19 protein-coding genes and 1 pseudogene are annotated in these 22,148 nt (G+C 59.8%); 12 read left to right on the top strand and 8 right to left on the bottom strand.

Annotated elements, in window-relative coordinates:
• The first annotated feature begins 55 nt into the window (after nucleotides 1-55).
• The 4 genes from BN32_RS20255 to BN32_RS20240 are packed head-to-tail and all read left to right on the top strand — an operon-like array spanning nucleotide 56 to nucleotide 3,985.
• Complete coding sequence (locus BN32_RS20255) at nucleotides 56-1,942, top strand: ABC transporter permease (protein WP_019196179.1); 1,887 nt, start codon at nucleotides 56-58, stop codon at nucleotides 1,940-1,942.
• Nucleotides 1,939-2,730 carry an ABC transporter ATP-binding protein gene (locus tag BN32_RS20250; protein WP_019196180.1) on the top strand — a complete coding sequence of 264 codons (792 nt, stop codon included), beginning with the start codon at nucleotides 1,939-1,941 and terminating at the stop codon, nucleotides 2,728-2,730. Before BN32_RS20255 ends, BN32_RS20250 begins: the two co-directional genes overlap by 4 nt.
• Entirely contained in the window at nucleotides 2,727-3,431 is a 705-nt protein-coding gene (locus BN32_RS20245) for an ABC transporter ATP-binding protein (RefSeq protein ID WP_019196181.1), read from the top strand. Before BN32_RS20250 ends, BN32_RS20245 begins: the two co-directional genes overlap by 4 nt.
• A gap of 47 nt (nucleotides 3,432-3,478) precedes the next feature.
• The gene (locus tag BN32_RS20240) at nucleotides 3,479-3,985 is read left to right on the top strand and encodes a MarR family winged helix-turn-helix transcriptional regulator (protein WP_019196182.1); all 507 of its coding nucleotides are present in this window, start codon (nucleotides 3,479-3,481) and stop codon (nucleotides 3,983-3,985) included.
• Nucleotides 3,986-4,000: 15 nt separating this feature from the next.
• Here BN32_RS20240 and BN32_RS20235 read toward each other — a convergent pair.
• A pseudogene (locus tag BN32_RS20235) lies at nucleotides 4,001-5,199 on the bottom strand (amidohydrolase family protein).
• Nucleotides 5,200-5,374: 175 nt separating this feature from the next.
• On the opposite strand from BN32_RS20235, the gene BN32_RS20230 reads away from it, so the two are divergent.
• Nucleotides 5,375-6,148 (top strand): ferredoxin--NADP reductase, encoded by a 774-nt coding sequence (locus tag BN32_RS20230; RefSeq protein ID WP_040427356.1) that lies wholly within the window; start codon nucleotides 5,375-5,377, stop codon nucleotides 6,146-6,148.
• A gap of 39 nt (nucleotides 6,149-6,187) precedes the next feature.
• Here the strand turns inward: BN32_RS20230 and BN32_RS20225 are convergent, their stop codons facing one another.
• Both BN32_RS20225 and BN32_RS20220 read right to left on the bottom strand, forming a co-directional pair.
• On the bottom strand, nucleotides 6,188-7,837 hold the full coding sequence (locus BN32_RS20225) for a Na/Pi cotransporter family protein (RefSeq protein ID WP_019196185.1): 1,650 nt from the start codon (nucleotides 7,835-7,837) through the stop codon (nucleotides 6,188-6,190).
• Nucleotides 7,838-7,867: 30 nt separating this feature from the next.
• Nucleotides 7,868-8,656, bottom strand: coding sequence for a DeoR/GlpR family DNA-binding transcription regulator (locus BN32_RS20220; protein WP_019196186.1), 789 nt, complete (start codon nucleotides 8,654-8,656; stop codon nucleotides 7,868-7,870).
• A gap of 238 nt (nucleotides 8,657-8,894) precedes the next feature.
• Here BN32_RS20220 and BN32_RS20215 point away from each other — a divergent pair, with 238 nt between their 5' ends.
• The 6 genes from BN32_RS20215 to BN32_RS20190 all read left to right on the top strand — a co-directional run bounded on the left by BN32_RS20215 (nucleotide 8,895) and on the right by BN32_RS20190 (nucleotide 15,422).
• Nucleotides 8,895-9,911 (top strand): ABC transporter ATP-binding protein, encoded by a 1,017-nt coding sequence (locus BN32_RS20215; protein ID WP_019196187.1) that lies wholly within the window; start codon nucleotides 8,895-8,897, stop codon nucleotides 9,909-9,911.
• Nucleotides 9,912-9,957: 46 nt separating this feature from the next.
• Nucleotides 9,958-11,235, top strand: coding sequence for an ABC transporter substrate-binding protein (locus BN32_RS20210; RefSeq protein ID WP_040427097.1), 1,278 nt, complete (start codon nucleotides 9,958-9,960; stop codon nucleotides 11,233-11,235).
• A gap of 71 nt (nucleotides 11,236-11,306) precedes the next feature.
• Complete coding sequence (locus BN32_RS20205) at nucleotides 11,307-12,206, top strand: carbohydrate ABC transporter permease (protein WP_051488570.1); 900 nt, start codon at nucleotides 11,307-11,309, stop codon at nucleotides 12,204-12,206.
• A complete protein-coding gene (locus BN32_RS20200; RefSeq protein WP_019196190.1) occupies nucleotides 12,203-13,012 on the top strand; it encodes a carbohydrate ABC transporter permease in 810 nt (269 codons plus the stop codon). Before BN32_RS20205 ends, BN32_RS20200 begins: the two co-directional genes overlap by 4 nt.
• Nucleotides 13,012-13,848 carry an endonuclease/exonuclease/phosphatase family protein gene (locus tag BN32_RS20195; RefSeq protein WP_019196191.1) on the top strand — a complete coding sequence of 279 codons (837 nt, stop codon included), beginning with the start codon at nucleotides 13,012-13,014 and terminating at the stop codon, nucleotides 13,846-13,848. The genes BN32_RS20200 and BN32_RS20195 overlap by 1 nt, the downstream gene beginning before the upstream one ends.
• A gap of 170 nt (nucleotides 13,849-14,018) precedes the next feature.
• Nucleotides 14,019-15,422, top strand: coding sequence for a GumC family protein (locus BN32_RS20190; protein WP_019196192.1), 1,404 nt, complete (start codon nucleotides 14,019-14,021; stop codon nucleotides 15,420-15,422).
• On the opposite strand, the gene BN32_RS20185 is transcribed toward BN32_RS20190, so the two are convergent.
• The 5 genes from BN32_RS20185 to BN32_RS20165 all read right to left on the bottom strand — a co-directional run bounded on the left by BN32_RS20185 (nucleotide 15,409) and on the right by BN32_RS20165 (nucleotide 20,337).
• Nucleotides 15,409-16,194 carry an enoyl-CoA hydratase/isomerase family protein gene (locus BN32_RS20185; RefSeq protein WP_019196193.1) on the bottom strand — a complete coding sequence of 262 codons (786 nt, stop codon included), beginning with the start codon at nucleotides 16,192-16,194 and terminating at the stop codon, nucleotides 15,409-15,411. The genes BN32_RS20190 and BN32_RS20185 overlap by 14 nt on opposite strands.
• Nucleotides 16,195-16,226: 32 nt before the next feature.
• Nucleotides 16,227-17,387, bottom strand: coding sequence for an acyl-CoA dehydrogenase family protein (locus BN32_RS20180; RefSeq protein WP_019196194.1), 1,161 nt, complete (start codon nucleotides 17,385-17,387; stop codon nucleotides 16,227-16,229).
• A gap of 33 nt (nucleotides 17,388-17,420) precedes the next feature.
• Nucleotides 17,421-18,479: an acyl-CoA dehydrogenase family protein gene (locus BN32_RS20175; protein ID WP_019196195.1), complete on the bottom strand. Its 1,059-nt coding sequence runs from the start codon at nucleotides 18,477-18,479 to the stop codon at nucleotides 17,421-17,423.
• A gap of 236 nt (nucleotides 18,480-18,715) precedes the next feature.
• Complete coding sequence (locus tag BN32_RS20170; RefSeq protein WP_019196196.1) at nucleotides 18,716-19,159, bottom strand: PAS domain-containing protein; 444 nt, start codon at nucleotides 19,157-19,159, stop codon at nucleotides 18,716-18,718.
• Nucleotides 19,160-19,446: 287 nt separating this feature from the next.
• Entirely contained in the window at nucleotides 19,447-20,337 is an 891-nt protein-coding gene (locus BN32_RS20165; RefSeq protein ID WP_019196197.1) for a LysR family transcriptional regulator, read from the bottom strand.
• 323 nt (nucleotides 20,338-20,660) lie between these two features.
• On the opposite strand from BN32_RS20165, the gene BN32_RS20160 reads away from it, so the two are divergent.
• On the top strand, nucleotides 20,661-22,091 hold the full coding sequence (locus BN32_RS20160; RefSeq protein ID WP_019196198.1) for an aldehyde dehydrogenase family protein: 1,431 nt from the start codon (nucleotides 20,661-20,663) through the stop codon (nucleotides 22,089-22,091).
• Nucleotides 22,092-22,148 lie beyond the last annotated feature (57 nt).

Here is a 22,148-nt window from a genome sequence, read left to right as displayed (position 1 = left end):
GACGACCGCGGGCGCGTAATGCGCGCCCGCGGCATTTTCCAGCCATGGATCGCATATGAGCTTCTACTTTGTTCAGTTCCTGACGGGTCTTGCGAGCGCGGCGTCGCTGTTTCTCGTGGCGTCGGGACTGTCGATTATTTTCGGCGTGACACGGATTGTGAATTTCGCGCATGGCGCGTTCTACATGCTGGGCGCCTATGTTGCGTTCACCCTGACCGAGCGGCTGTCCGGTACGCTGGGTTTCTGGGGCGGTATTGTTGTTGCGGCGCTCGTTGTTGCGGTTCTGGGCGTGCTGGTCGAAATGGTGCTGCTGCGGCGGATTTATAAGTCGCCGGAACTGTTTCAGCTGCTCGCCACCTTCGGCTTGACCTTGATGGTCGAGGATATCGTGGTTCTGATTTGGGGGCCGGATGATCTGGTGGGCCGTCGTGCACCCGGTTTTCGCGGCGCGGTCGATTTCTTCGGCCAGAACATTCCCACCTATGATCTCTTTCTGATTGTGCTTAGCCCTGTGGTGCTGGGTGCGTTGTGGTTGCTGTTCCGCCGTACGCGCTGGGGGATTCTGGTCCGCGCGGCGACGCAGGACCGAGACATGGTGGCGGCGCTCGGCGTCAATCAGAAGTGGTTGTTCACCAGTGTATTCGCAGTCGGTGTGTTTCTGGCCGCGCTCGGCGGCGCGCTGCAAATTCCGCGCGATGCCGTTCATCACGCGATGGATCTGCGCATTATTGTCGACGTTTTCGTCGTGGTCGTGATCGGTGGTCTCGGCAGCATCACCGGTGCGTTCGTCGCTGCGGTGCTGGTCTCCGAACTCAACGCGTTCGGCATTCTGATATTTCCGAAAATTTCGATCATTCTCGTGTTCCTTGTGATGGCCGCGGTCCTGATCGTTCGGCCATGGGGCCTGTTCGGAAAACCGGAAGCGCCGGCGCGCAAGACGCCCGGTCTGACGGTTCGTCCGTGGCGTCCACTGACCACGAACGAGCGGTTTGCAATGCTGGCGGTACTGATCGTGGCGGCGGCATTGCCGCTGTTTGGCGGCAACTATGCGCTCACCGTCGGCGCGGAAATTGCGATCTTCGTGATTTTCGCCGTCAGTCTGCATTTCCTGATGTCGGTCGGCGGACTCGCGTCCTTTGGCCATGCAGCTTATTTTGGCCTCGGGGCCTACGGTGTGGCATTCTTCGCCAAAGCTGCCGGCCTGCCGATGATTGCATGTCTGTTGCTGGGCCCGCTGCTGGGACTGTTCGGCGCGGCAATCTTCGGATTTTTCGCGGTTCAACTGTCAGGCGTCTATTTCGCGATGCTGACGCTGGCCTTTGCGCAGATCGTCTGGTCGATTGCGTTCCAGTGGGTGAGCGTGACCGGTGGCGACAACGGGATACTCGGAGTATGGCCTGATACCTGGGCAGCAGGGCCTGCCAGTTTCTATTGGCTGTCGCTGGGCATCGCGACGCTGGCTGTGGCGGTGCTTCGCATTATCGTGTTTTCGCCGTTCGGCTACGCGCTACGTGCGACACGTGATTCCATCCTGCGGAGCGAAGCGATCGGTATTGACGGCAAACGCATTCAATGGACCGCGTTCGTGATCGCGGGCACCGTTGCGGGTGTTGCCGGTGCGTTGTTCGCATATCTCAAAGGAAGCGTGTTTCCCGACAGCCTCGGCATCTCGCTTTCGGTCGATGCGCTGGTGATGGTGCTGCTCGGCGGTGTCGAGACGGTATCGGGCGCGGTGGTCGGTGCCATCGTCTTCAAGGCGCTCAACATCTGGCTGGTGAGCCAGACCGATCTTTCCAAACTGGTGCTTGGCGCGATTATCGTGCTGATTGTGGTTGCGTTCCCGAAGGGCATCGTCGGCATGATCGAAACAATTCGCGCGCGGCGTCAGTCGCAATCGTCGAAATCTGCCATTCTGGCATCACGGATCGAGACGGCAGAATGAGTGTCGCACCCACACTGCTTGCAGTCGAAGGCCTGACCAAGTCCTATGGTGGCGTGCACGCCGTGCGCAACGTGTCGTTCTCTCTGGCTGCAGGTGAAATCCTTGCGCTGATAGGTCCCAACGGCGCAGGCAAGAGCACCTGTTTTGATATGCTGAACGGCCAGAACGTGCCCGATAGCGGCCGTATCAATCTGCTCGGCCAGGATACCATAGGAAAAAAGCCGCGCATAATCTGGCGGCTCGGCGTTGGCCGTACCTTCCAGATTACGGCGACGTTCCCAACCATGACTGTGCGTGAGAACGTGCAGGTTCCCCTGGTGTCGTACAACGCCCAGCTTTTCAACATGTGGCGTTCTACAGCCGGATTTGAGCGCGTTGAGGCGGACCGCTTGCTCGATCTCGTCGGAATGAGCGGCTATGCGGACCGGCCCTGCGGAGAACTTGCCTATGGCGATCTCAAGCGGCTGGAGCTTGCGATCGCGCTCGCCAATCAGCCAAAGCTTCTTTTGATGGATGAGCCGACCGCAGGTATGGCGCCGCGCGAACGCGTCGAGCTGATGCGCCTCACAGCACGGATCGCACGCGAGAAGTCGATCGGAGTTCTGTTCACGGAGCACGATATGGATGTGGTATTCGAACACGCCGATCGCATTCTAGTGCTTAACCGTGGCACGTTGATCGCGGAGGGCTCGCCGGAAGAAGTTCGCCGCAATCCGCAGGTCCGCGCAATCTACCTTGGCGAAGGTCTCGTTTATGATGCACGCCATCGCGAGGGAGCAACGGCATGAAGCTCTCGGTTCAGGGCCTCAACAGCTACTACGGGCCGGCGCATATCCTGTTCGATGTGGCGCTTGAGGTCGGTGAGGGTGAAGTCGTTGCGCTTCTCGGCCGCAATGGCGCTGGCAAGTCGACGACATTCCGTTCGATCGTCGGGCTGGTCGAACAGCGCGAGGGCCAGATTATCTTCGAGGGGCGGGATATGTCTAACCAGCCCACCCACGCCATCGTCCGTAACGGGCTCGGCTATGTCCCGGAAGAGCGTCGTATTTTCACGGACCTCACCGTCGACGAAAATCTTGAAGTCGGGCGTCAGCCGCCGCGATCGAATGCGCCGCAATGGACCCGTGATAAACTGTTCGCATTGTTTCCAAACCTTGGTGAGATGCGTGGCCGTATGGGCGGCCGCATGAGCGGCGGCGAGCAACAGATGCTGACCATCGCTAGGACTTTAATGGGAAATCCGTCGCTGGTGTTGCTGGATGAGCCCTCTGAAGGACTGTCGCCCAAGATTGTCGAACAAATGGTGGGCGCGATTCTGGCGATGAAGAAGGAGGGCGTCAGCATCGTCGTCTCCGAGCAGAATCTCCACTTTGCGAATCTGATATCAGACCGGGCCTACATCATCGAACGCGGCCGCATCTGCTTCAGCGGCACCATGAGCGAGCTTAAGGCTCGCCCGGATATTCGCGACGCGCATCTGGCTGTCTAACTGGCGGCGGATTTCCGCCGAACAAAAGTAAGTCCGGGGGTATAGGAATGGCCAAAGCTGCTCAGAACAAGGTTTCTGTTCAAAACAAGATAGCGGCTGCCGCCAAGGGAGCTGTTCCCAAGCGCAATCCGAAGACCTCGAAGCCATCTTACGTGCTCGATGACCAGATCGGATTTATCCTGCGTCAGGTCTGGCAGCGTCACGCTACTATCTTCGCGAAAGAAATTGGGATCAATTTGACACCGACGCAATGGGCTGCGCTGGCAAAGCTCACTGAGACAGGGCCGTGCTCCCAGAACCAGCTCGGTCGGTTGACGGCGATGGATGTCGCCACCATCAAGGGCGTGATCGACCGGTTGACCGCGCGCGGCCTGACCGAAACCAGTTCCGATCCGAAGGACGGCCGCCGCCTTCTGGTCAGCTTGACCCGCGCCGGGCAGGCGATGGCCGAGAAGGCCGCGCCCAACGCATTGGCCATCACCAAGGAAACGCTCGCTCCGCTCGATGCAAAGGAGCGCGAAACCTTTGTCGCGCTGCTGAGTAAGCTGAGGTGATCTATCGATCGCTGACTAGTGAGCGACAATCTCCGGCACCTTGGTCGCTGGTGGGGTGTTGCGGCTGCGCTGGGTGCGGACGATGCCGTCGATGATGGTCATGCCGATGCCGGGCAGGTCGCCGAGCTGAACGCTGTCCAGAATGTTCTTCCCGGCCGAGTGCTGTGCCTTGTCCATGATGACGAAGTCGGCCGCGCGGCCGACTTCGATAATGCCGCAATCCAGCGCGCGCATCCGCGCGGTGTTGCCGGTGGCAAAGCAGAATGCGATTTCAGCGGGGACGTCGCCAAGCGACGACAGTAGCGACACCATGCGCAAGATGCCGAGCGGCTGCACGCCTGAACCGGCGGGAGCATCCGTGCCAAGAATGACGCGGTTCAGTTCCTTCATCTCGCGGGCAATCCGCAGCGTGTAGAGCGCGGCGCGCTCGTTGCCGTTGTGAACCAGTTCGAGGCCGCGTTTACAGCCCTCGCAGATGCAGCGGATTTGCCCATCGGGCAGCGCGGTGTGGCCACCGTTGATGTGCCCGACGACATCGGTATCGGCCTCCAGTACGACGTCGGCATCGATCAACCCAGATCCCGGAATTGACGGGCCGCCGGTGTGGATTGTGCTTTGGATGCCGTACTTGCGTGCCCAAGCCACCATCTTGCGCGCGGTCGGGCCGTCCTTGACGCCGCCGAGCCCGACTTCGCCGAGTAGCCTGACCCCGGCTGCTGCCAACTCCTTGAAATCCTCCTCTGTCATGCCCGGTTCGATCACCGGCGCTCCGGCATGAACTTTAACGCCGCCGGGGCGCAGATTGTCGAACGCACGCTGGGCGAAAATCGCCATGGCCTTGACGCCGACGATGTCGCGGGGGCGGCCCGGCATATGGACCTCGCCGGCCGAGATCATGGTGGTCACGCCGCCATTCAGAAAGCTGTCGATCCAGCCGATCTGGTTCTGCCGCGGCGTCCAGTCGCCTGCCACGGGATGAACATGACTGTCGATCAGGCCGGGGGTCACCGTCGTGCCGTTGGCATCGATGGTGGTGGTCGCGCCTTTTGCGTCGATGTCCTTGGCCCGCCCGATTGCGGTGATCTTGCCGTTCTCCGCGACGATGGTGTCGGCGTCCAGGATCGGCTTTTCCATCGCCCCGCTCAGGATCAGACCGATGTTGCGGATCACCAGCTTGGTTGGTCCGGTGTGCCTTGGGGCGCGTCGTGGGACATGGATTGTTCCTTTTGATCAAGGTCTTCTCTGCGGGGCGGCGCCAACTTGAGCGCGGCTTGACGGTGGGATCAAGTTGGATTATTCATTAGTATACAAATGAAATTTGGCGAGGCAATCTGTCTCCGCGTTTTTGATTTTGCCCCGCGATCGGACCTGCACATCGGATCGAGCGACATGAGCAACTTCAATCAGGAAAGCGTCCTCAGTGTCCATCATTGGACCGACACGCTGTTCAGTTTCACCACCACACGCGATCCGTCGTTCCGGTTTCGAAATGGCGAATTCACCATGATCGGCCTGAAGGTCGGCGAAAAGCCGCTGCTGCGCGCTTACAGTGTGGCGAGCGCGAACTACGAAAACCATCTCGAATTCTTTTCGATCAAGGTGCCCGACGGCCCGTTGACCTCGCGCCTTCAGCACTTGAAGGAGGGGGACGAGCTCGTTGTCGGCCGCAAGGCGACCGGTACGCTTGTCATCGACAATCTGAGGAATGGCCGGAATCTCTATCTGGTCGGCACCGGTACCGGGCTCGCGCCGTTCCTGAGCGTCATCAAGGATCCGGAAACCTACGATCGCTTCGAAAGGGTTGTGTTGCTGCATGGCTGTCGCCACGTCGCCGAGCTTGCCTATGGCGAGATGATCAACGAGCATTTGCCGAAGGATGATCTGATTGGCGAACTGGTGCGCAACCAGTTGATCTACTATCCGACGGTTACCCGCGATCCGTTCCGCAATCGCGGCCGGATCACCGATCTGATAACGTCAGGAAAATTGTTCAGCGATGCGGGCCTCGCGCCGCTTGAGGCCACTCATGATCGCGTCATGATCTGCGGAAGTCCCGCGTTATTGCAGGACACCCGTACGCTGCTGCTCGACAAAGGCTTTACCGAGGGCAATCATGGCGAACCTGGCGAGTTCGTGATCGAGAAAGCGTTCGTCGAACGCTAGTCCGACCGCGTCGCGTCTGCTGCCTCAGGCTAACGCTGGCTATGTCACGCGGCTTGGCAACAATGCCCCTGTTCGTTCCAGAACCGGATATGCGGCTGCGGCGACGATGTGCGAATTAATCAGCTTCATGTCGCGCAACAGATCGAGATGGATCGAGCTGGCCTGGGCGGTCTGAAGGTCGCTATCCCTGAGTCTGTCGAAATGTGAGGCTGTCGCCTTTGATTCCGCATCCCTGAATACGGCTTTCTCATCGACCAGAAGTCGCGCGGTTCGCGGATCTTCGGTAACGAAGAGCGATGCCGCCGTCTTGAGATTACCCGCAAGACGTCCAATCATCGCACTCAGGTCGTTTTGCTCTTCGTTGGAGAAAACAAGACCGCGCTTAAGTCGCTTGGAAGCGTGAGGCAGAAAATTCCGGTCGACGACGTCGCCAGCCTGTTCGATGTTCATCGTGAAGGTGAGAATTTCATTCAGGCGGCGCTGATCTGTCTCATTCAGTTCGTCGGGATCCAGCGATGTCAGATACGACTTGATCGCGATATTGAGCTTATCGAGGACATCCTCGCGCCGGCGGGTTTCCACGAGCAAGCGGCGGTCTCCCTTTGCGAGCCCGGCATTCACTCCCAGCAGCATTTCTTCCAGTACGTCCGCCAGACGCAGTGCTTCACGTGAAGCTGCGCCGAGAGCGACGATGGGCGTCTCTTTCGCCGCGGGATCGAGGTAGAGCGGCCGGGCGGGGTCGGCTGGATCGATTCGGTCGGGCAGCAAGCGTCGCAGCAGCGATGCGTAGGGTGTCAGCAGCGGCAGCGACACGACTGCGACGGCGAGGTTGAAAAGCGTGTGAAAGTCGGCAACGGCGCGCGCTTTGTTCGGCTCTATCGCCATGATGAACTGGCTGATCGGCCCGAGAAGACCGATTGCGACAGCAACGCCGACAAGGCGGCCGATCAGGTTTCCCAGTGCGGGACGTTTGGCGGCCGGGTCATCGCCTGCCGGTCCCTCAATAAGAGGGTTGATGGCCGTGCCGATGTTCGCGCCGAGTACCAGCGCGAATGCGGCATCCGGGGGCACGATTCCTTTTGTCGCCAGCGACATGATGAGCAGAACGATGGCGACGCTCGAATGAGCAGCCCATGTCAATGCGGCCGCGAGGCATACATCCAGCAGCCATGATGACGAGACAAGGCCAAGCAGTGCGGCCAAGGTCGGAGAACTCTCGTAACCCGTCATGAGATCGAGGAGATGGCGCAACGCGAGAAGCATCAATCCAAGACCAATGAACACGCGGCCAAGGTCGTGGACCTGCGTCCGCGAATCTCTTCGGAACATCAGCATGCCGATCAGCACGAGGGCAGGCGCAACCAGCGTGACATCGAATGACAGAATTTGCACAATCAGCGTCGTCCCGACATTGGCGCCGAGCATGACGGCGAGGGCAGGCACCAGCCCCATGAAGCCGCCTGCAGCGAAACCGGCGGTCATTAGTCCGGTTGCAGTGCTGCTCTGAAGGACAGCGGTAACGCCCATGCCTGCCAGGAACGCACGAAAGCGATTGCGCAAAGCGCTGCCGAGAATTGTGCGCAGTTTCGAACCGAAGGCACGCTGGATGCCGGTTTGCACCATATGGGTGCCCCACAGCAGCAACGCGATGAATCCGGCAAGATCGATCAGGTTGATGGCCAGGGTCATGATCGAGTCCCTTTGTGCGACGAAACGAGTCTAGGCGGCCTGCACGCGGCCATCGCCCACGATGCGGATCTTGTCGCCATATTGTTCGGCGATCCGCTGAAAATCAGCCGGAAGCGGCTTGTCTGTAAAAAGATGATGGCAATCGCTGATATGCCCGCCACGTACCGTGGCGCTGCGGCCGAACTTGCTGGCGTCGGCGACGAGCAGGGCGGTCCGGCAATTTGCGACGATGGCCTGACGCGCCTGAACCTCGCCCGAATAGAAATCGAGCAACGTGCCTTCTTCGTCGATGCCGCCCACGCCGAAGATCCCGACGTCCACCTTGAACCGCGAGAAGAAGCGCACCGCAGCGTCACCGATGATATCGCGGTCGAGCGGACGTAGAGTTCCGCCCGCGATTGTGATCTCCACATCGGGGTTGCGTGCGAACGCTGACGCCACGTTGAGATTGTTGGTGATGACCCGCAGATTCTTGCGATCCGCGAGCGCTCGCGCGACATATTCGGGCGTCGTCCCGAGACCGATCATGATCGATGCGCCGTCGGGGATGAAATTTAAGACCGCCTGCGCGATCTGCCGCTTGGCCTCGAAGTTCAGGCCCTGCCGGCTTTCATAGGCGAGATTTTGGTTCGAGACCGGCAGGCCAACACCGCCATGGATGCGACGCAACAAACCCTGATCGCAGAGCTGGTTCACAATGCGGCGTGCAGTCTGCTGCGTCACGTTGAAGTGCGCAGCAAGATGCTCGATCGAGGCGAAACCCTTTTCGCGCACGATTTCGAGGATCAGCGTCTGTCGCTTGTTTGTCATCTTGAGCATGTATCTGATTGAAATATTATCATCCGAACACGAAATGTGCAATTTCTTATTTCGTTTGATCAAAAATTATGTTCGAATGAACATATGGAGAGCAGGATGTTGCCTTGGACCGGACGAAGAGTTCTTTTTGTCGTGAGCGGGTTTCAGGAGTCTCAGGTCGAGGAGACGGACCGGCCAGTTTGCCCAAGCGTAAGGAGCGGCTCTCGCATCTCGCAATTCATTCGGATCAGGTAGGTGCATGTCGGCGATCACTCTAGATCATATCTCCAAGAACTGGGGTCCGATGCGCGCCGTTGACGACGTCAGTCTCACGGCGGATCAGGGTTCGCTCTTGGTTCTTCTGGGACCCTCGGGGTGCGGCAAATCCACCACGCTGCGATTGATCGCCGGCCTCGAGCAGCCGGACGGCGGCACCATTACAATCGGCGGCGCGGATGTAACGGCTCTGACGCCGGCTCAGCGCAAGATTTCGATGGTCTTTCAATCCTACGCGCTGTTTCCGCACCTGAGCGTCGGGGAAAACATCGTTTTTGGGCTGCGCGTTCGCCGCGTGTCCCGCGCCGAGCGTGATGCGCGGCTCAAGCGCGTCGCGGACATCGTCGGTCTCAGCCATCTTCTGGAGCGCAAACCTTCGCAGCTTTCCGGCGGCCAGCGTCAGCGCGTCGCGCTCGGACGCGCCATCATTGCTGAGGCGAAAGTCTGTCTGATGGACGAGCCGCTTTCCAACCTCGACGCCAAGCTCCGTCATGAAATGCGCACTGAAATTCGTTCGCTTCAGCAGCGTCTTGGTATGACAATGGTTTATGTGACCCACGATCAGACCGAAGCCATGACCATGGCGGATCGTGTTGTGCTGATGCGTGACGGCCGTATCGAGCAGAACGGCACACCGGAAGAGCTTTACAATCGGCCTGCAACCGCTTTCACCGCGCGGTTCATCGGGACGCCGCCAATGAATCTCATTGCGCGAGGTGACCGGTTGCTTGGCATTCGTCCGGAACATATTCGCGTCGTGTCGCATGACGGTCATCCGGCGCGCGTAAAGGCGGTCGAGCATCTCGGAGCCGACAGCATCATTCTTTGTGAAATCGACGGGCAGCCAGTCTCGGTGCGGCAGGACGGCTTCAGCAAGTCACTGCCGGGCGACGACATCCGGCTCGCATGGGATGCAGGTTCCGAACACCAGTTCGACAAAACATCAGAGCGGCGGATGGAGTCCGCGGCCTGTGACACTAAGCGAGTAACGGTCGCCTGAGGTCCTGATGGCAGGATCACGCAAAACGATAACAGGGGAGGTTAATATGAAATTCTTTGGACGAACGATGGTTGCGGCGGCCGCGCTCGCCGCTCTGTCTCTCACGTCACGGCCCGCGGCCGCCGTTGATCTTACCATGTATTATCCGGTCGCGGTCGGCGGTCCGGTGACCAAGATCATCGACGATATGGTGGCGCGGTTCGAGAAGGAGAACGCGGACATCAAGGTGACCGCGGTATATGCCGGCAACTACACCGACACCATGACCAAGGCGATGACCGCGATGAAGGGCGGCCAGCCGCCGCAACTGTCGGTGCTGCTCTCGACCGACGTCTTCACGTTGATGGATGAGAACGCCATCGTGCCGATGGACGGTCTTGTTGCCGACAAGTCGTGGTTCAAGGAGTTCTATCCTGCGTTCATGGCCAACGGTCAGATCGACGGAAAGACCTGGAGCATTCCGTTCCAGCGTTCGACCATCGTGCTGTACTGGAACAAGGACGCGTTCAAGGAAGCGGGCCTCGATCCGGAGAAGGCGCCTGCGAGCTGGGACGAAATGACCGAGATGGGCAAGAAGCTCGTCAAGAAGGACGCTTCCGGCAACACGACCCGCTGGGGTGTCGAAATTCCGACCACGGGCTACGGCTACTGGATGCTGCAGGCGCTAGCGATCGAGAACGGCCAGAGGCTGATGAACGAAGCGGGTAATGAGGTCTATCTCACTGCACCGAAGACTGTTGGAGCGCTGGATTATTGGGTCGATCTGTCGCGCAAGCATGCGGTGATGCCCCCGGGCAGCATCGACTGGGCGACGCTGCGCACCGATTTCCTTGAGGGCAAGACCGCGATGATGTGGCACACCACGGGCAATCTGACCGCAGTGAAGGATGGCGCCAAGTTCAACTTCGGTGTTGCGATGCTGCCGGCCAAGGAACGCCGCGGCTCGCCGACCGGCGGCGGTAGCTTCTACATCTTCAAGGGCGCCTCGCCTGAGCAACAGAAGGCTGCGGTGAAGTTCATCCAGTGGATGACGACGCCTGAGCGCGCGGCCGAATGGAGCATCAAGACCGGATATGCCGCTGTTTCGCCCGCGGCTTACAAGACGCCGGCGATGGAGGCCTATGCGAAGGGCTTCCCGGCCGCGACCGTGGCGCGTGATCAGCTTGAACATGCGGTGCCGGAACTGTCGGTTCACGAGAACGGCCGCATCTACAAGTTCGTCAACGACGCGGTGCAGGCGGCGGTGACCGGTTCGCAAAAGCCATCCGAAGCGCTGGCGGCTGCGCAGCAGCAGGCCGACCGCGTGCTACGCGCGTACAAATAACCGAAGAAAGGGCCGGGTGGCGGTTCGTCGCCATTCCGGCCATTTGTCCGATGACAGATCAGGCCGCCACCATGTCAGTTGCCGCACGCAGGCCGAAGTCGCACGCGTGGTGGAATGCTGTGAACGCGTGGCTGCTGCTGTTGCCGGCGGCGGTGCTGTTGATCGCATTCACGCATTACCCGATCCTGGCGACCATCCGGCATTCGTTTTTCATTACGCGCCGGAACGGCACGGAAGTCTTCATTGGTCTTGAAAGCTATCAGTCGATGGCCGCCGATCCGATTTTCTGGAAGGCGCTCGTCAACAATTTCTGGTTTGCGCTGGGCACCATTCCGACGTCGATCGCTCTGGCGCTGCTGATGGCGATCTGGGTTAATCGCAACATGCGCGGCCGCGGCTTTCTGCGCCTTGCCTTTTTCACGCCGACCGTGCTCCCGATGATCGCGGTCGCGAATATCTGGCTGTTTTTCTACACACCGGATTACGGATTGCTGGATCAATTGCGCGGAGTTTTTGGGCTTGCGGGCTGGAATTGGCTCGGAGATCCCAGCACAGTGATGAGCTGCCTGATTGTCATGGTGATCTGGAAGGAAGCCGGATTCTTCATGATCTTCTATTTGGCCGCGCTCCAGCAATTGTCGCCGGATCTTGAGGAGGCGGCGTCAGTTGAGGGCGCCAGCCGCTGGTACACGTTCCGGCGGATCACCTTTCCCTTGCTGATGCCGACCACGCTGTTCGTCGCGATCAACGCCGTGATCAATTCGTTCAAGCTGGTCGATCATCTGGTGATCATGACCAAGGGCGGCCCCAACAACGCCAGCACGTTGCTGCTCTACTATATCTATGAAGTCGCATTCACTTTCCAGGATTCGGCCTACGCCGCGACCCTCACGGTGGTGCTTCTGGTCCTGCTCAGCACAGTGGCGTTGATCAAATTCGGCTATCTCGATCGCAGGATTCACTATCAATGAACAGCCGCACGCATCCTCTTGAGGCGGTTGCAGCGTGGTTGCTGGCGTTGCTGTGGCTCGCGCCGCTGGTTTATGCTTTCTGGAGCGCGCTGCATCCGGCAGCTTATGCGACATCGTTCAGCCTGTCCGCGCCGTGGACACTGGAGAATTTCGCGCGCGCGTGGCATCAGGCGCCGTTCGGAAGGTACTACATCAACACCGTCGTGCTGGTCGTGATCATCCTGATCGGCCAGCTCATACTCTCGACGCTGGCGGCCTATGCCTTTGCGCGGTTTACGTTCCGGGGAAGCGGGATCGCATTCGCACTGGTGCTTTTGCAGTTGATGATCATGCCCGACGTTCTGATCGTCGAGAACTACCGCATGATCGGAAAGCTCGGGTTGCTCGATACGATCCCGGCAATTGCATTGCCATACCTGGCCAGCGCCTTCGGCATCTTCTTGTTACGGCAGACATTCAAGAGCGTGCCGCAGGAACTGGTCGAAGCTGCCCGTGTCGAGGGTGCGGGGCCGCTGCAAATCCTCTGGAAGGTTTATGTGCCGCTGGCGCGGCCGACTTACGTCGCCTTCGGCCTCGTCTCGGTCAGTTATCACTGGAACAATTTCCTGTGGCCTTTAATCGTGACGAATTCCGTCGAAAGCCGGCCGCTCACAGTAGGCCTCGCAGTGTTTGGTGCACCTGAGACCGGCGTGGATTGGTCGATCATTACGGCCGCGACGGTGATGACCATGGCGCCGTTGCTGATCGCGTTCCTGCTGTTTCAGCGGCAGTTCGTGCAATCCTTCATGCGCGCAGGCATTCGCTGATGCGGCTGCTGACCTGGAATATTCAGTGCGGCAGGGGCTGCGACGGCGTGACCGACCTCGCGCGGATTGTGTCCGTCGCAACGGAGTTGGCGGACGCTGATGTCTACTGTTTTCAGGAAGTGTCAGACAATTTTGTCAATCTCGACGGCGGCACGGATCAAAGTGCGCGACTGGCTTCTCTGCTCCCCGGATATGTTCCGGTATTTCGTCCGGCAATTGAAACCATCGATGGCGATAGACGAACGCACCGGTTCGGAAACATGACGCTGTCGCGTCTGCCGGTGATGCAAATCTCCAATCACTTGCTGCCGTGGCCGGAAGCCGGTGCTGTCCGCAGCATGCGACGTCATGCACTCGATGTGACGGTTCAAACTGCGTTTGGTGCGCTGCGCGTCGTCAACACGCACCTCGAGTATCATTCAGCTACTCAGCGCGAAGCGCAGATCAGGCGATTGCTCGATCTTCAGGAGGAGGCGTCGACCAGCGCCAAGGCTGGTGGATCCCACAACGAGCCCTACGCGGCCCAGACGCTGGCCGCATCGAGCCTGCTTTGCGGTGATTTCAATTTCGATATCTCGGATCCTCAGCATGCGCTCATTCATGAGTCGGTCCGTCCGGGATTGAATTATCGCGATGCGTGGTCGATCCGTCATCCCGGCAAGCCTCACGCGCTGACATGCGGCCTATACGATCGCCGGCAGTGGTCGGACGGTCCGGACTGCCGGGATTTTATCTTCGCGACGGAAGATTTGAGCGGCCGGATTCGTCGCGTTGAGGTGGACGCCAAAACTGCAGCATCGGACCATCAGCCGGTCTTTATCGAATTTGCAGACTGATACGCATATCCGGATCGCGACCTTTGCAACTCCAGTTCATGGCGCTGGCGCCAACCGAAAGTCCGGCCTGAGGGCGGATTTTGTTCAATCATTGAGCAAAGATGTCTCCCCAGGGAGTGGGGAGAGGGGCTAAACTGGCGTCTGGATTTGTACCGCGTAGGGTCGTTGGCATGGCGATATCCGAGGGCGACAGACGCGACGCGTACCTGCCGCGCATTCAAGCACCCGCTCTGGATGTGGACGGCATCGCGTCGATGTTGCGCCGCCGGGCCGCATTCATAGCGGCGGTGACCCTTGCATGCGTCGGTATTTGTCTTGCCTGGATATTGCTGTCGGCTCCCAGATATATCGCATCTGGCCGGATTTTGCTCGACGTGCCGGGTGCCCGGATCGCCGGGAGTGGCGCTCCGGCAGGACCCGGAGAAGCCGGCACGATAGACGTTGAAAACCAGATCTATACTCTGACGTCGCGCAGTGTCTACGACCGGGTCATTAGGCAGGAAAAACTCGAAACCGACCCGCTCTTTGGTGGCAAGTCGAAAGGAATCCTCTCCGCGCTTTTAGCGAGTGTCGGACTCGCCCGTGCTGTCGATCCGCACGCGATAGCGTTGCGCCAGCTCGATCGCGCCGTCAGCATCGTGCGCAATCCTGGTTCTCACACCGTGGATGTCAATGTTGTCACGTCGGATCGCGATATGTCTGCAAGGATCGCTAACGCGGTGATGGATAGCTATGTCGACGAACAAGCGTCTGCGGGCAGGAAAACATCACCCGACGCAGCGGCACCTCTTGGCGTACGGCTGGAAACGCTTCAGGCCCGGTTGCGCGATGCCGAACAGCGCTATGAGGTGTTTCGCGGCGAGAACCGCACCGTTGTTGCTAACGGTTCAGCCAATGCTGAAAAGCAGATAATTGAACTTTCCGCTCAGGCGAGCACTGCCGAAGCCAAGCTCAACGGTCTGCGTTCGACACTTGGGCAGCTTCAGCGCGCCAGGAAGACCCTGGATGCTGGCGGAATTCCTAATGTGGTTCGCGGAGGCGAAATCGGCGCGCTCGGAAACCGCTATGCGGCAGCCAAGCAACTTGAACTCGATCTGTCCGAAACACTTGGTCCCCGCCATCCAGATCTCATCATTGCGCGGATGCGGGCGACCGAAGCAAAACGACTGCTGGAGCAGGCAATCCGGGACACGGTTCAGTCAACTTCAGCAGAATTGGAACAGGCACGCTCCGCTGTGAGCCAACTGAAGAGCCGCCTTGATGCATCGAAACAGGATCAGACAAAATCCACCGAAATCATCGCTCGTCTCAAGGAGCTGGAACGGGACATGGAGGCAAGCCGCGTTGCCTACCAGGCTGTTCTGGCCCGGTCCCGTGAGCTCGGCGGCCAGCAGCGAACTGACAGTTCGAATGCCCGGATACTCAGTCGTGCGACAGCACCGCTTGAGCCCAGCGGAGCGTTTCCCTTTGGCGCGCTGTTCACCAGTTTGCTGCTGGGGCTGGGCCTTGGCGTCAGTCTAGCGTGGCTGCTGGAGTTGATGGACGAGGAAGAAAGAGCCGTCACCGCCCCTTGAAGTTGCCGGCACGGCGCTCTGTCGTCGCCTTGATGCCTTCCTGGAAGTCCTCGGTTTCGCGCAGCCACGTTTGCTCAGCGAGTTCATGATCGGTTTGCGCCTTCACCCGCTGTGCTAGCCCTGCGCGCATCGTCGCGCGCGTTGACATCAAACCAAGCGGCGAATTCTCGGCGATCTCGTGCGCGAGCTTGAATGCTTCGGCGCGCACCTGATCCTGCGGCACCAGTACGTTCGCCAGCCCCATGTTGAAGGCTTCCTCGCCGGTGACGCGGCGGCTGGTATAGAACATCAGCGCGGCGTTGTTCTTTCCGATCACTTCGGGAAGTGTCACGGTCAGCCCGAAGCCGGGATGAAATCCAAGCTTGGTAAAGTTTGCGGCGAACCGCGCCTCGGGGCAGGTGACACGGAAATCCGCCGAGACCGCAAGACCCAATCCGCCACCGATGGCGGCGCCCTGGACTGCGGCAACGATCGGCTTCTTGTTACTGAAGATGCGAACGGCTTCAAGATAGAGGTCACCGGTGGTGCCGTCGCCGGACGCGGCGTCGCCATCGAAGCCCGCAGGCCGGTTGAAGTTTGCGCCCGCGCAAAATGCCTTGCCCTGTGAGGCTAACACCACGGCGCGACTATCCATATCATTGTCGATCTGCCCGAGCGCGTCGGCGATCTGACGGATCAGGGAGAGATCGAAAAAATTCAGCGGCGGCCGGCGAATTTCGATCAGCGTGACGTGACTATGTTTCTCGACGCCGATATCGGTGAAGCCGCTCATGAGTCTTCCTCTTTCGATGCTTGTTGCTTGTTTCAACGCAGCCCAAGTCCGCGCGCGATGATGCCGCGGAGGACTTCGGTGGTGCCGCCCTGGATGGTGAGCTTGGGCGCGATCTTGATGGCGAAGGCCAGCTGGTCTCCCAGCGTGTGATGATTGGAGGCATCGGCATCGATGAAGGCGGCAAGGTCGCGCACCCGGTGCGGCAGCTGCTGCTCCCAGATGGTGCCGATGTCCTTGACGATGGAGGCCTCGACCACGGGCTCCTTGCCGGCCTGCAGCATGCCTGCCACCGACACCGACATGCGGCGCATGGTGTGCAACTGGGCGACGAGCCGACCGATGCCTTCCGCGCCCCGCGTGTCGGGATTCGTTCCCAGCGCGCGAACAAGCTCGGTCAGCACGTAGTAGGTCTCGAGGAAGCGCTCGGGCCCGCTGCGTTCATAGGCCAGCTCGCTGGTCGCCTGCTTCCACGCGCCGTCGATCTCGCCCAATACATTTTCATCAGGCATGAAGGCGTCCTGAAAAACCACTTCGTTGAATTCCTTCAGCCCGCTGATCTGCGCAATCGGATTGACGGTGATGCCCGGCGTCTTCATGTCGACCAGGAATTGCGTCAGGCCGTGGCGGCGGTTTTCCTTGGTCGGCGGCGAGGTGCGAAAGATCGCCAGCATGTAGTCGGCCATGTGTGCCGAGGTGGTCCAGATCTTGGTGCCGTTGATCAGCCAGCCGCCGTCAGTCTTTGTAGCCTTGGTCTTTGCGGCGAACAGATCGGAGCCGGAGTTCGGTTCGCTCATGCCGATCGCAAAGCAGACTTCGCCGCGGCAGATCCGCGGTACGATGTCCATCTTGATCCGCTCGTTGGCGTATTTGAGCAGCACCGGGCCGCTCTGGCGGTCTGCGACGAAGAAGCGACGGGTCGGCGCATTGGCGACGCGCATCTCCTCGGTGACGACGTAGCGCTCCAGGAAGGTGCGCTCGTGGCCGCCATATTGTTTCGGCCAAGTCATGCCGATCCAGCCGCGTTCGCCGACCCGGCGGCTGAACTCGGGGATATCGGTGTCCTCGCGCTGCGGCTCATGCGGGTTGAAGGTGCCGGCTGCGATTTCCTCGGCGAGGAACGCGCGCACTTCGCGACGCAGCGTCTCGCATTCCTCCGGCAAACGGATCTGGTCGAAACGAAGCGCTGCGGTCATCTGACAGTTCCTGAAAATGCAGTTGTGGTTTGATTACCGCGACGCGACCAGCGGCCACAGTTCATCTGCGCCCCGGGCCGCGACGAACTTGCCAAGTTCGGCAGCCCAGTGGCTTTCGTGTCCGAAATCGTCGCGCCAGCCCAATGCGCGCAGGGTGTAGCGATGCAGGACGTGCTCCATCGAGAAGCCGATGGCGCCGTGCACCTGATGCGCGATCGCAGTGCCTTTTTCGGCTGCTTCCGCGCAGCGAACCTTGGCGGACGCGACCTCAAGGAACACGGCATCGTCGAATGACGTGCTGTTCGCGATGGCGTCGGCGGCCGATCCTGCCGCGGCGACGGCGGCAGCGACTTCGCCCGCGAGTCGCGCGAGGTTATGCTGCACCGCCTGGAATTTCGAGATCTGCTTCTCGAACGCCACACGCTCGTTCGAATAGCGCACCGTGATCTCGAGCATTGTTTCCAGCGCGCCTGCGATCTGCAGGCTGCGGACGGTCGCGCCCATTTGCATCAGCGAGGTTTGCGTCATTCCCGCAGGCGCGGGCTTTCTCGCGAGCGGCCTGACATTGTCGAACGTCACGGTGTTCGACGCGTCGCTGCCGAGACTCTCGCCGGCCTCGATCCGGCAGGCTGAGGTTTCCACCAGCGCAATCGAATAACCCTTCGCGTCCTGCGCAATCACCGCGATATGCGCGGCCTCGGATGCGAACGGTACCCCGCGAACCCGTCCGCTGAGCGTACCGTCCGCATTGAGCGTGATGCGATCCTGCGGGCGCGCAGGAGCAACGGTCATTTTGCCAGCAGGCGAGGGAAGTCCAGCCTGCGCCAGCAGCCAGCCGGCGAGCATGGTTTCGACCAGCGGAATAGCTATCGCAAACTTTCCGCTAGACGCCGTAACTGCAAAACCATCCGCAAGGCTTGCGCCGGAGCCGTCGCAGTCCTCCGGCACCCACGAGAGCGGCAGGCCTGCATCGCTCAGCGCGGCCCACAGCGGCGTTTTCCATCCGTCATTTGCAGCGCTGTTGATGCTCTGCGCATCCGCAAGGTCCGCAAAAATCCGATCCGCCGTCTCCGCAACAATGTTTTCGCTCACGCCAAATGACCTTTTCCAACTGTCGGGAGGGGGTGATGATCGATCATCATGGTCCTGCACATTCTTTTGCCCGGCCGTCCAGCAGGGATGCGGTTTTTGCAACGCAGCGTGCGTCGATTTCGGATGTCCAGCGCGCGACTGGAGGTCGTGGGAATGACGTCGCCGGAACGCTATCCCTTCGTTCCGAACGGTGTCAAATCAGACCTGATTTTCAGAAACAGGGCAGCAAAGACCGTTCATGTGCTCGGCCCCGGTCGCCGAAGCTCAGCAACCTCTCGTCTCAATGCGAGCTTTTCTGCGAAGCTCCTGGTCACATCGCGGAGAATGGCGACCGTTCCATCAGGTTGTCCGCATCCGTCGCGCAATATTGCAATCGTGAATTCGACGGAGATGCGCTGACCGCTCTTGGTCAAGGCCGGAACAGACAGCAGATCTCCCGCGCCATAGCGGCTCTCGCCGGTCGTCATTGTATGGCGATATCCAGCCCAATGCCGCGCCCTGAGATTCTCGGGAATGATGAAATCGAGCGGCTGTCCCATCGCGTCATCAGACGAGAAGCCGAAGATTCGCTCGGCGCCGGGATTCCAGAAAGTGACGACACCGTCACGGTCGGTCGCGATAATGGCATCCGACGCCGATGCCAGCAGGGCATCCGTAAGTCCAGCAGGTGTTGCAGTCATACTTTTTTGTTCCGCTGAGTATCCGGAGGAGCAGGCGGCGAAGAGTCCGTTGTTTCGCTGGACAATGGCTGCTCGGTGCCGGTTTCACGAGGCCAGCAAGGAGAGGCAGTGTTTTTCCGGATCATGATGGCGAGATCAGATTCCTGTCCGGATGGCGTTCGATACATCGTGGGTCCGTTGCGCTTGCGAACATTCGGTATCCTCGCCCCGAGGACGTGCTTGGCAAGCGATAAATGGTGGCCGCATGTATCGAGGAACCGGATACATCATCCCTGCGTCGAGAATGCTTACCGTTTCGTGCGCTTGACCGGTTTTGCCGCAGTCTTGCTTTTCGTCGCTGAACTGGCCAGCCGGTGCATGATGTCGATTGCGCTTGCGATCACCTCGCGTTCGCTATCGACGGGATAGACGACATAGGCGGGCACCGAAAATTCAGGTGCACCTGCGACAAGATGCAACCGCTTTGCGGCGATGTGGGGAAGGACAATCCGCATCGGAAAATAGCCGGATCCTCCGCTCTTCATGACATGTTGCAGTCCCAGCCAGCCGATATTCGCTGTCAGCGAAGGCCCTCCGAAATTCGGAAAGCTGGCGCTGTGTCGCGCGTAAAATTCCGGACCCCAATCCACGTAAACATACCCGGCCTGCGGTTCAGGCGCGTTCCTGGCGCTGGTCGAGACCATCACAAGGCGTTCGTCGAACAACTGTTCAACCTTCAGGCCGGGACGGCTTTGCGGCGTGTACATCACGCCGATATCGATCCGGCCCTCGATCAGTCCCTGCATGATTTCGGGTTCGAGGCTGCTTTCGGCACGAAAGGAGATTGCGGGTGTCGCCTTTTGCATGAGCGGTAGCCATTGCAGCAGGAATTCTTCCCACAGCCCAATGCGGCCGCCGATCACCAATGTGCCGCTGAAACCTTCGGGAAGGCCGACATCGTGGCGCGCCTGGGCTACGGTCCTGACCAGTGCGGTCGCGTGCCTTTGAAACTGACGGCCGGCGGGCGTCAGCGTGGTCCCGGCCTTGTTGCGCACGAACAGAACGCAGCCAAGCAGATTCTCCAGCGTGTGAATTCGCGTGCTGACGGTCGACTGACTTACATGGAGCCGTTCAGCGGCGCTGATGAAATTGCCCGCCTCAACGACTGTCAGAAAAGTCCTGGCCAGTTCGGTGTCCATCGCGTGTCTCTCATATCTGGAAAGTCGATATTAAGGCCATATACTATGCTATTGTCAAAATGATCTTTCCCGTTCAAAACCTGCTCATGAGCGGCGATATTGTCGCATCCACGCCGCATGAAACCCTGAAAGCTCAAAGGAGAACGCATGCCTCGCATGCACTGCAACAGCACGTTAGGAGAAACGGCGGGGATGGCCTTTCGCTTCCTCGGCAAGAGCGGTACGATCCCGATATGCCGGCGAGGGCCGGTCTGCTAATTCACCGATCGCACGATCGATTCCATCAATATCTACGCACGAGCGCGGCCAGTAAGGGAAACGTCATGACCAATCGTATGCAATTCTATATCGACGGCAGCTGGGTGGATCCCGCCGTCAAAAAGTCCATTCCGGTGGTCAATCCGGCGACGGAAGAAGCGATCTATGAAATTGCCGTTGGATCGAAAGCCGACGTCGACAAGGCGGTCGCTGCTGCGCGCCGCGCGTTTGAGACTTTCTCGCAGACCACCCGCGAAGAGCGCGTTGCGCTGCTTGAAAAGATCATCGCCGTCTACAAGACCCGGATGAAGGATATCGGTGCTGCGGTGTCCGATGAAATGGGCGCGCCGCTGCCGATGGCGGAAAAGATGCAGGCAGGTGCCGGCCTCGGTCATCTGATGTCGACGCTGGACGTTCTCAAGAAGTACGAGTTCGAAGAAACTATCGGTTCGGCGGTCGTCGTCCGCGAGCCGGTCGGCGTCATCGGCATGATCACGCCATGGAACTGGCCGCTCAACCAGATCGCCTGCAAGGTCGCTCCAGCGATCGCCGCCGGCTGCACCATGGTCCTGAAGCCGTCGGAATATACGCCGTCGTCGGCGTTGATTTTTGCGGAAATCCTGCATGAAGCGGGCGTGCCGAAGGGTGTCTTCAACCTGATCAACGGCCTCGGCCCGGATGTCGGCGTCGCCATGAGCGAACATCCCGGGATCGACATGATCTCGTTCACCGGTTCGACCCGCGCGGGCATCGACGTTGCGAAGCGCGCCGCCAATACCGTGAAGCGCGTCAGCCAGGAACTGGGCGGCAAGTCGCCGAACATCATTCTCGATGATGCTGACTTCACGAAGGCTGTGACCGGTGGCGTTGCGCACATGTTCAACAACTCCGGCCAGTCCTGCAACGCGCCCTCGCGCATGATCGTGCCGCAGGCGAAGATCAAGGAGATCGCGGCGATCGCCAAGGCCGTTGCCGACAAGACCAAGGCGGGTGATCCGCGCGCCGAGGGCACCACGATCGGTCCCGTCGTCAACCGCACGCAGTGGGACAAGATCCAGAGCCTGATCCAGAAGGGCATCGACGAAGGCGCGACCTTGGTCGCCGGCGGCGTCGGTCTTCCGGAAGGAGTTAACAAGGGCTTCTACGTCCGTCCGACCATATTCTCGGATGTCACCAGCAACATGACGATTGCCAACGAGGAAATCTTCGGACCAGTTCTGGTCATCATGGGCGCCAAGGACGAGGCAGAGGCCGTGAAGATCGGCAACGACACGCCATACGGGCTTGCGGGCTATGTTTCGGCGGGTACCGTCGAGCGCGCGCGCAAGGTCGGCCGTCAGCTTCGTGCCGGCAACATCAACCTGAATGGTGTGCCGAACGAGCGCACCGCGCCGTTCGGTGGCTACAAGCAGTCGGGCAACGGCCGCGAGTGGGGCAAGTTCGGCCTCGAGGAGTATCTCGAAGCCAAGGCGATTGCAGGCTTCAACGCAGCCTGAGATCGTTCGCTATGATTATGCCGGCGCGGGGTTGCTCGCGCCGGCATATTTTTTATT

The organism is Afipia birgiae 34632, from assembly GCF_000308295.2.
Taxonomy (GTDB): domain Bacteria; phylum Pseudomonadota; class Alphaproteobacteria; order Rhizobiales; family Xanthobacteraceae; genus Afipia; species Afipia birgiae.
The sequence above is the reverse complement of the archived record's forward strand: the minus strand, read 5'-3'. Positions and strand labels throughout refer to the sequence as shown.